Origin of the sequence: Pseudomonas sp. SWRI51 (assembly GCF_014268825.1) — a bacterium.
Classification (GTDB): Bacteria; Pseudomonadota; Gammaproteobacteria; order Pseudomonadales; family Pseudomonadaceae; genus Aquipseudomonas; species Aquipseudomonas farsensis.
On sequence record NZ_JABWRG010000055.1, the window covers coordinates 25,066 to 31,864 of the forward strand.

Genomic DNA, 6,799 nt, shown 5'->3' on the forward strand with positions numbered 1-6,799 from the left:
AACCGCGCACTCCCGGCGCTAGCCGAAGGGGGTGCGCATGGTCCTACGAGAGGTCGAAATGGCTGCCAATCTGTCGCAAAAACGAATCGTGGTAACCGGTACGGGCGTTGTCAGCCCGCTGGGTTGCGGCGTCAAGGAAGTGTGGCGCCGGCTGCTGGCCGGCCAGTCAGGCATCCGCGCCCTGCCCACTGATGTGGTCGACGGCACAGGCGTGTCGGTGGGTGGCCGCGTGCCTACGCTGGATGAGGACGCAGCGGCCGGCTATCAGCCAGAGCGCGTGATCCCCGCCAAGGAACGCAAGAAGATGGATCGCTTCATCGAGTTCGCGCTGGTTGCCGCCGATGAAGCATTGCAGCAAGCCGGCTGGCACCCCGAGAGCGCGGCAGAGCGCGCGCGCACCGCCACCATCATCGCCTCGGGCGTTGGCGGCTTCGGCGCCATCGCCGATGCAGTACGGACCACCGACACCCGCGGCCCGCGCAGGCTGTCGCCGTTCACGGCGCCCGCGTTTCTGGCCAACATGGCCGCCGGGCAGGTCTCGATCCGCTACGGCTTCCAAGGGCCGCTGGGCGCACCCGTTACCGCGTGCGCAGCCAGTGTGCAGGCCATAGGCGATGCGGCTCGGCTGATCCGCAGCGGTGAAGCGGACATCGCCATCTGCGGTGGCACCGAAGCCGCAATCGACCGCGTGACCTTGGGTTGCTTTGCGGCAGCTCGCGCACTTTGCACCGGCCATGCAGACGCCCCGCAAAAGGCCTCGCGCCCCTTCGACCGTGAGCGCGAAGGCTTCGTCATGGCCGAAGGGGCTGGCCTGTTGGTGATCGAGTCGCTGGAACATGCCCTGGCCCGCGGTGCGGTGCCATTGGCCGAGCTGGTCGGCTACGGAACCTGCGCTGACGCCTACCACCTGACTGCCGGCCCCGAGGACGGAAGCGGCGCCAGGCGCGCCATGCAACTTGCCTTGCAGCAGGCAGGCGTGGCGCCTGAAGCGGTGGACCACATCAATGCCCATGCAACCTCGACCCCGGTGGGTGACGCTGGCGAACTCGCCGCCATACGCGCTGTGTTCGGCAGTGGCAGTGGCGTAGCCATCACTTCGACGAAGTCGGCAACCGGCCATCTTCTCGGTGCGGCAGGTGGCATCGAGGCCATTTTCACGGTGTTGGCGCTGCAAGATCAGGTCATGCCGCCCACGTTGAACCTGACGCACGCCGACGATGCCGCCAGCGGGCTTGATCTGGTTGCACTCAAGGCCCGCAAAAAAACCATCGAGTACGCGCTATCCAATGGCTTCGGCTTTGGCGGGGTCAACGCCAGCGTGCTGTTCCGTCGCTGGGGGGCAGGCGCTTGAACAGCCACAGCGGCAACCAAGCCCGTACTGATGACGGCGAGGCGCAAAACCCAGGCGGCCTCACTGCCAGGGTAATCATTCTGCTGGCAGCACTGGCAGCGATCAGTAACCTGTCGACCAACATCATCCTGCCCGCTTTTCCGGATATCGCTCGGCAACTCAAGGTTGCCCCGCAAGCACTGGGGCTGACGCTCTCCAGTTTCTTCATCACCTTTGCCTTTGCCCAGCTAGTGGTCGGCCCGCTTGCCGATCGCTATGGACGCAGGCGGCTGGTGTTCGGCGGCTTGATGATTTTTGTGCTGGGCACGTTCTGGGCGGCGAACGCCCAGACCTTGGACATGCTGATCCTGGGACGGGTGATTCAGGCGGTCGGCGTCTGCGCGGCTGCGGTTTTGGCACGCGCGATTGCAAGGGACCTCTATGAAGGTGAGGCGCTGGCCCGGGCGATGTCGCTGACCATGATCGCCACCGCGACAGCTCCAGGGTTCTCACCCTTGCTTGGCAGCCTGCTCAACAGTGCACTGGGGTGGCGAGCGCTGTTCGTGACCGTAGCCATCGCTGCGTTACTCATCGCAGTGTTCTATCTCAAAGGTATAGGGGAAACACTGCCACCAGCACGCCGCACCGCCCAGTCGTTGGCAGCCATCTTGAATACCTACACAAGGCTCGCCGGCAACAGACGCTTCATACTCCCTGCGCTCTCTACCAGCTTGCTGATGAGCGGGTTGTTCGCCTCTTTTGCCGCCACACCGTCGCTATTGATGGCTGGCATCGGCCTGTCGTCGCTACAGATGGGGCTGTACTTTGCAGCAACCGTGTTCATTGTCTTTGCGGCAGGCCTGGCGGCGCCGCGCCTGGCGCATCGCTACGGGAGCAAACCCGTCACGCTGCTGGGGCTGGTCATCGCATGTGTGGCAGGCGCACTGCTTGTTGCAGGCCCCGCCGACCCGGGGTTAGGGTGGTACACCTTGTCAATGGTCATGTTCCTATGGGGCATGGGGCTTGCGAACCCATTGGGAACGGCACTGACCATGAGTCCATTTGGCAAAGAGGCCGGCCTGGCGTCAGCATTCCTGGGCTTTCTGACCATGGGCCTTGGGGCCGTTTCTACCTGGGCCATTTCAACCCCCGGATACCCACCTGCGGTGGTACTGGGGATCACCCAAAGCGCTGCATGTGCACTGGCCATCCTTTGTTTTTCAATCTACATGCGCCCAAGCACAGAGCCGGCAAGGTAGCCGCGCGTGCTGGCTTGGCCGTATCTGCACCTTCCTTGACCTGGCCCATCACCACCTGCGCGCTGATCGGGTTGAATGCCGGCCGATTGCGCGCTTGCAAGCCAAGGGGCTTGCAGCGCATAAATGCCGACGTTCCCTGAAACATTTCCAAAGGACTGTTCATGTTTCTTTCCCGCTGGCTGCCGGGCCTTGCCAACCTGCTGCACTACCGCCGCGAGTGGTTCCACGCCGACCTGCAAGCCGGGCTTTCGGTCGCCGCCATCCAGATACCGATCGCCATCGCCTACGCCCAGATCGTCGGCTTGCCGCCGCAATACGGGCTGTATGCCTGCGTACTGCCGATGATCGTCTACGCACTGATCGGCAGCTCGCGCCAGTTGATGGTCGGGCCCGATGCGGCCACCTGCGCCATGATCGCGGGGGCCGTGGCGCCCTTGGCCATGGGCGACCCGCAGCGCATCGCCGAGCTGTCGGTGATCGTCACAGTGCTGGTGGGGGTGATGCTGATCGCTGCCGGCCTTGCCCGCGCCGGGTTTATCGCCAGCTTCTTTTCGCGGCCGATTCTTATTGGCTACCTCAACGGCATCGGCCTCAGCCTGATTGCCGGGCAGTTGTCCAAGGTGGTGGGGTTCAAGATAGAAGGCGATGGTTTCATTCTCAGCCTGATCAACTTCGTCCAGCGCCTGGGCGAAATCCAGTGGCTGACCTTGTTCATCGGTTCCGCGGCACTGGCCCTGCTGATCTGGCTGCCACGGCGCTATCCGCGCTTGCCGGCCGCACTGGTGACGGTGGTCGCGTTCACCGCGCTGGCCGGGCTGTTTGGCCTGGACCGCTTCGGCGTGGCGATACTCGGGCCGGTGCCGGCGGGCATGCCGGAGCTTGCCTGGCCGCAAAGTAACCTCGCCGAAACCAAGAGCCTGCTACGCGATGCCTTGGGTATCGCCACCATCAGTTTCTGCAGCGCCATGCTGACCGCCCGCAGCTTCGCAGCCCGGCACGGCTACGCGATCAACGCCAATCATGAATTCGTCGCCCTTGGCGTCAGCAACCTGGCCGCCGGGATGTCCCAGGGCTTTGCCATCAGCGGCGCCGACTCGCGTACGGCAGTCAACGACATGGTCGGCGGCAAGAGCCAACTGGTGGGCATCATCGCGGCCCTGGTGATCGCGCTGATCCTGATGTTTTTCACCGCGCCCATGGCGTGGATCCCGCAGGCGGCGCTCGGCGCAGTGTTGCTGATGGCCGGCTGGGGGTTGATCGATGTGAAATCGCTCAAGTACATCCACACCCTCAGCCGTTTCGAGTTCTGGCTGTGCCTGCTGACCACCGTTGGCGTACTGGGCCTGGGCGTGCTGCCGGGCATCGTGTTCGCGGTCACCCTGGCCATCCTGCGCCTGCTCTATAGCATCTACCAACCGACCGATGCCGTGTTGGGCTGGGTGCCGGGCATCGAGGGCCAGGTGGACGTGCGCCAGCACCAGGACGCCCGGACCGTGCCGGGCCTGCTGGTGTACCGCTTCGACGACGCGATCCTGTTCTTCAACGCCGACTACTTCAAGATGCGCCTGCTCGAAGCGGTGCAAGCCCAGGAGCACACGCAAGTGGTGCTGTTCGATGCAGAGGCGGTGACCAGCATCGATGTCAGCGGCATCGCTGCGCTGCGCGAGGTGCGCGACACCTTGGCAGCCCAAGGTATTCACTTTGCCATCGCCCGCGCCCGCGGCACCTTCCTGCGCATGCTGGTGCGTTCAGGCATGGCGCGGGAGATGGAAGACCGGCTGCTGTTCGGCTCGGTGCGGGCCGGTATCCGGGCGTATCGGGTGTGGCGCAACAGTGAGAAGCGGCGCGATCAGTAGCCCAACGTGCGCAGCAATTGCCCCTCGCTCTGCGCCACTGGGCGCCCGTAGAAACGCATCAGCTCGCCGGCGCGGTTGGTAAAGATGCCGTCCACGCCGGCTTTCATCGCCCGCTCGAAGTCCACGGCGTCGTCCAGGGTATAGGCGTGCACCAGCAAGCCGCGGGCATGGTTATCCTCGATCATCCAAGGCTGAATCAGGTCGGCGTAGCTTTGTTCGCCAAGCGCGTTACGCGTGGCCGAAGGGCCGGTGCCTATGGCGCCGCCCGCCTTGGCGTAGTCCAGCCAGCGCTCGAATTCGGCGTGGTCCTTGGGTTGCTGCTGGGCGTAGAACGCCGCTTTGTCGTCATCGGTGGTACCGGCGAAACTTCTGCCCGAGGCAGGCTCGATGCCGCCTTTGCCAACCCACAGCAACAAGATCTTCGGCGCTTGCGGCATGGCTTGGTGCAGCAGCTCCAGGCTGTGCCGGTCGAAGGTCTGCAACACTACACGGCCCGGTTGCTCCAACCAGCCGCGCGCGGCCAGGCGCTGTTTGAGGTCTTCCTCGATGCCTGGAAACTGCGCGGGTTGCTTGGTCTCGATGTACAGCCCTGGCCGGCGCTCAGGGTTGCCTTCAGCGATATCGATCACCTCATCCAACGTGAGAATGCGCAGGTTGCGGTACGCTGCACGGGCGCGCTCGGGGTAGACGCGGTTGAACCAGCTGCCAACATCCAGCGACTTGAGTTCGGCCAGGGTGAAAGCGCTGACCGGGCTGCCCTGCCGCTCGGGGAAGAGCTCGGCAACGTTGCTGGTGCGGGTGAGTACATCATCGTGCACGGCCACCAATACACCGTCGCGGGTGCGCTGCAGGTCCATTTCCAGGTAGTCGGCGCCGATCTCCCGAGCCAGCAGATAAGCGGGCAAGGTCGACTCCGGTGCATCGTAGGAAGCGCCGCGATGGGCGATGACCGCGGGGTTGGGGATGCCATGCGAACTCACCGCAGCAGATGCCAGGGTCACGACGGATAACAGTGCGGCCAGGGTGAACGAATGCATGAAACAGTTGCGCATGGAGCAGTCCTCTTGTGTGCGGCAGCTGCATGGCCGCAGCCAACGGGCGCACATCATCGCCATCTCGCCCCTGCGTCCACAGGGGGCTTTGTTTCCCTGTGTGGCCACAAGCCACGCACATTGAGCATTGCATGCTAAAGTCGCGGCGTTTTCCGCCACACCTATGGACCTGCCGATGCCCGCACACGACCTGCCCTCCTGGGCCGACCTCAACCAGCGCCACCCGTGCAGCGCCCTGTTGCTGGGCAATGGCGCCAGCCGGGCCGTGTGGAAGCCGTTCGGTTACTTCTCATTGCATGAGCAGGCCCAGCGTGCCGGGCGTAAAAAAGGCCTGGCCGTCAGCGACATGGCGCTGTTCAAGGCCTTGGCGACCGAACTGTTCGAGCCGGTGTTAAGCACCTTGAATCAGACGGTGCGGGCTAACGCGGCGCTGGCGATCAGCTCGACCGCGCCCCTTAACCGCTATTACTCGATCAAGGAAGCACTGATCCACGCCGTGCGTACCGTACATGTGCCGTGGTCACGGGTGCCGCAAGCCACCTTGACCAGCATCAACCAGGCGCTGCGCCAGTTCCGCAGCGTCTACACCAGCAACTACGACCTGCTGCTGCCTTGGGCTGTGCAACAGGCCCCGCAGGGGTTTGCCGAGCTGTTCGATGAACAGGGCTTTTTCGATGTGCGTCGCACCCGCACCACCGGCACCCGTGTGTTGCACCTGCACGGCGGGCTGCACTTGCTGAAGCTTCCCGACGGCACTACTCGCCAGCGCAGCGCAGACGCCGCCGAATTGTTGGACGGTTTTGCGGTGAACATTCCTGGCGAGGTGCCTTTGTTCGTCAACGAAGACCGCAGTGATGAAAAGCTGCGCGCCATCCGCCACTCGGACTACCTGAGCTGGAGCCTTGGCGAACTGGCCCGTGAGAATGAAGGGCTATGCCTGTTCGGCCAGCACCTGGACAGCAGCGACCAGCACTTGCTCGATGCCATCCGCCAGGCGCGGCCCAAACACCTGGCGATTGCCATCAGGCCACTGAACGAAGCGTCCATCCTTAACCAGAAACAGCACTATATCGACAGGTTCGGCGACCTTGACCAGATTTCACTGCACTTTTTCGATGCCAGCAGCCACCCATTGGGGCACGCGGAGCTGGCGATCAATGCACCGCTTGGGTTGCATTAAAGAAGGCATTGCCAGCCACTAACCCACAAGCGGCGCGGTCTTGTGTAGGAGCGGCCTTGTGCCGCGAAAGGGCTGCGAAGCAGCCCCAGCGATTCTGCATGATGCCTGGATCCTGGGGCTGC

The 6,799-nt window shown here is 63.8% G+C and carries 5 protein-coding genes; 4 read left to right on the forward strand and 1 reads right to left on the reverse strand.

What is annotated here, in order from left to right; translation table 11 throughout:
• Window positions 1-58 precede the first annotated feature (58 nt).
• The 3 genes from fabF to HU720_RS16055 all read left to right on the forward strand — a co-directional run bounded on the left by fabF (window position 59) and on the right by HU720_RS16055 (window position 4,445).
• A complete protein-coding gene (fabF, locus tag HU720_RS16045; protein ID WP_202883581.1) occupies window positions 59-1,351 on the forward strand; it encodes a beta-ketoacyl-ACP synthase II in 1,293 nt (430 codons plus the stop codon).
• Window positions 1,348-2,589, forward strand: a complete 1,242-nt coding sequence (locus tag HU720_RS16050; RefSeq protein ID WP_186520919.1) for a multidrug effflux MFS transporter — start codon at window positions 1,348-1,350, stop codon at window positions 2,587-2,589. The genes fabF and HU720_RS16050 overlap by 4 nt, the downstream gene beginning before the upstream one ends.
• Before the next feature lie 161 nt (window positions 2,590-2,750).
• A complete protein-coding gene (locus tag HU720_RS16055) occupies window positions 2,751-4,445 on the forward strand; it encodes a SulP family inorganic anion transporter (protein ID WP_186520920.1) in 1,695 nt (564 codons plus the stop codon).
• Here the strand turns inward: HU720_RS16055 and HU720_RS16060 are convergent.
• Window positions 4,439-5,497 (reverse strand): glycerophosphodiester phosphodiesterase, encoded by a 1,059-nt coding sequence (locus HU720_RS16060; RefSeq protein ID WP_186520921.1) that lies wholly within the window; start codon window positions 5,495-5,497, stop codon window positions 4,439-4,441. The genes HU720_RS16055 and HU720_RS16060 overlap by 7 nt on opposite strands.
• A 175-nt stretch (window positions 5,498-5,672) precedes the next feature.
• On the opposite strand from HU720_RS16060, the gene HU720_RS16065 reads away from it, so the two are divergent.
• The gene (locus HU720_RS16065) at window positions 5,673-6,677 is read left to right on the forward strand and encodes a DUF4917 family protein (protein ID WP_186520922.1); all 1,005 of its coding nucleotides are present in this window, start codon (window positions 5,673-5,675) and stop codon (window positions 6,675-6,677) included.
• Window positions 6,678-6,799 lie beyond the last annotated feature (122 nt).

Excerpts from the sequence above, each read along its gene's own strand:
- HU720_RS16060 (WP_186520921.1), bottom strand. The coding sequence starts at position 5,497 with ATGCGCAACTGTTTCATGCATTCGTTCACCCTGGCCGCACTGTTATCC.
- fabF (WP_202883581.1), top strand. The coding sequence starts at position 59 with ATGGCTGCCAATCTGTCGCAAAAACGAATCGTGGTAACCGGTACGGGC.
- HU720_RS16055 (WP_186520920.1), top strand. The coding sequence starts at position 2,751 with ATGTTTCTTTCCCGCTGGCTGCCGGGCCTTGCCAACCTGCTGCACTAC.
- HU720_RS16065 (WP_186520922.1), top strand. The coding sequence starts at position 5,673 with ATGCCCGCACACGACCTGCCCTCCTGGGCCGACCTCAACCAGCGCCAC.